Here is a 2411-nt window from a genome sequence, read left to right on the forward strand (position 1 = left end):
CAGTGAGGCTGTCCGGTGACCAAGCGCGCTCGCCGTTGCTAGACTCAAGCTATGCGCACACCCCCCATCTCGACCACCCGATGACCCTGCCCGAGACCCACACCAAGATGCTGGCCGAGCTGGAGCGCGTCGAGCATCTGCTGTTCGAGCCGATGACCCAAGATGATCTGGATCGACTCTATGCCCTTTCGGAACGCTGGACGGAGCAACTCGGACACAGCCCCGAGGCGATCGCGTTGTGCGATGCGCTGGATGATTTCATCGCCGCAGGGATCGAGGTGCTCACATCGGGAAGACGTTTGATGAGCCGTTTCTTAGTGTCCGCCGATGGGCGATTGAACGCGGGCTTTTGTCAGCAACGGTTAGAGGCCATGAGCCTCGGTTGCGCCATCGTCGCCAGCGACACCCAGCCGCTGCATGAGGCCATCCAGCACGATGAGACCGGCCGCCTGGTCGACTTCTTCGACACCGCGCGTCTCATCGACGCCATCTGTGACCTACTCGATGACCCAACCACCCGCCAACGCCTCGGCGCCAACGCCCGCGCCTTCGCCCAGGCCACCTATGACCTCAAGCGCATCTGCCTGCCGCAGCAGTTGGACTGGGTGGAGCGGCTGGCTTGATGCCGTTGCTGGCGATCTTGAAGGCGCTGCAGGCATCCGCTTTCTTCAGCAAGTGTGCACATCGGCTTACGCTGTCAGAATCCGAAACTCGGTGGCTTTGGCAATGGGACGCACATGGCGCTTCTCCCGCTGCATATCGACAATGCCGTAGTTCGACAGGGTCTTGAGCGTACGCGACAGGTTGCTGGGTTTGCGCCCAGTGGCCTCGGCCAGCGCTGTAATCGACTCTGGTTGGGTCTCACTGATGACCTTCAGTAGCGCTCGGTTGTCATCGCTCAACACTTCGGCCAGCGACTTCATCGAGGTGAACCAGACCTTGGGATCACCGGGCTTGGGCCGGTACTCACCTCGGGCGATGGCCAGCATCCGAGCACGGATCTTCTCCTGCGGCATGATCCCGATCACAATGGCCTTCATCGTTAATTTTTTCGGTGGCTTGACTGCGTGAGCGTTGTCATAGCCGAGGATGCGCTGCCCGGATGGCTCATGGAGCGTCAGCGCGTAGCGAATGCCGTGCGGGACCTGGTTTGTCGGCTCCACCCGCCACGCCTCGATCTTGAGCCAATACCCCTGGCCTTGCTCGATGACCTGATCGTGCAGATCAAGCAGGGTGTCGATTCCAGAATCCTCACGCATGCCTTAGCATATCATCAGCTGATAACAGTTGCGGCGCTGCTGTGGTGACTGTAATGGTCAAAAACGAATCCAAGCCGCGAATCGTGGAGTTTGGCCTGACTGTCAAGGCCAAATCGTTCGTCGAGGGCGCGGTGGAAAATCCGAATCAGCTTCAAACCCCCCTCATCCCCGCCATCTCCATCACCGCATCCGCCAGGCCTCGGGTTGTGGCTGATGAAGAACTTCCTGCGGTAGCCGCCGAGAGCGAGCGCGGCGCGGTCCATGCGGTAGAACTGGCGCTTTCCCCTGATCTGGCGCTGGCGCTACCCGAGCACGGCGCAGGCGGCTATGATTCGGTGCTTGTCCTGTCCTCAGCCACCGCGTTCGGAAATCCGATGACAGGAAATCCGAAATTCAGTGACAGTATACCGAACAGCCCGAGGCACGCAGCCAAAGCCCCTCCCACCCCCAGCCGCGCATCGGCTAGACTCGCCGCATGAGCGCCGACAACCGACCCTCAGACGCCGCTGCCAAGAGCGACCACGACAGCCCCTGGAAAGAGGCCCTGGAGCGCTTCTTCCCGGAGTTTCTCGCGCTGCTGTTCCCGGTCATTCATGAGCAGATCGACTGGAGCGTGGCGCCGGTGTTTCTTGATAAAGAACTCCAACAGATCGGCGGTCACAGCCCGCGCGGTCGCCGCTATGCCGATAAACTGGTGCGCGTGCGCGCCAAAGACGGCAGCGATCTCTCTGTGCTGATTCATGTCGAAGTCCAGGGCGACGCTGAAAGCGACTTTAGCGCGCGGATGTTTCTGTATCAGACCCGCCTGCGTGACCGTTACAAAACCGATGTCGTCAGCCTTGCCGTTCTGACCGACATCACCGCCAGCTTTCGCCCGAATACATTTCGTCATGCCCGCTGGGGCTGTGGGATCGCCTTTCGCTTCCCGATGGTCAAACTGCTCGACGACACCACACCCGAGCGCTGGGCCGAGCTGGAAACCAGCGACAATGTCTTCGCCCTGGTCGTCATGGCGCAGATCCGCGCCAAGGTCACCGATGATGCCGAGACACTGAAACGCTGGAAATTCCGCCTGATGCGCTTGATGTACGAGCGCGGCTATGAGCAGGCCGTCATTCTAGAGATATTCCGTTTGATCGACTGGATGATCCA

At 60.3% G+C, this 2411-nt stretch carries 4 protein-coding genes; 3 read left to right on the forward strand and 1 reads right to left on the reverse strand.

The genetic code is table 11. The features are described 5' to 3' along the window. A partial coding sequence (locus VBE63_RS27490; RefSeq protein WP_323686173.1) for a glycosyltransferase occupies window positions 1–623 on the forward strand: 623 nt, incomplete at its 5' end. Window positions 624–689: 66 nt separating this feature from the next. Here the strand turns inward: VBE63_RS27490 and VBE63_RS27495 are convergent. Beyond that, window positions 690–1259, reverse strand: a complete 570-nt coding sequence (locus VBE63_RS27495; RefSeq protein WP_323686174.1) for a toxin-antitoxin system TumE family protein — start codon at window positions 1257–1259, stop codon at window positions 690–692. A gap of 53 nt (window positions 1260–1312) precedes the next feature. On the opposite strand from VBE63_RS27495, the gene VBE63_RS27500 reads away from it, so the two are divergent. Together VBE63_RS27500 and VBE63_RS27505 are read left to right on the forward strand one after the other, a co-directional pair. Continuing rightward, on the forward strand, window positions 1313–1738 hold the full coding sequence (locus tag VBE63_RS27500) for a hypothetical protein (RefSeq protein ID WP_323686175.1): 426 nt from the start codon (window positions 1313–1315) through the stop codon (window positions 1736–1738). Next, window positions 1735–2411: hypothetical protein (locus VBE63_RS27505; protein ID WP_323686176.1), on the forward strand; the 677-nt coding region annotated here is incomplete at its 3' end. The genes VBE63_RS27500 and VBE63_RS27505, both read left to right, overlap by 4 nt.

The organism is Lamprobacter sp. (assembly GCF_034860625.1).
Taxonomy (GTDB): Bacteria; Pseudomonadota; Gammaproteobacteria; order Chromatiales; family Chromatiaceae; genus Lamprobacter.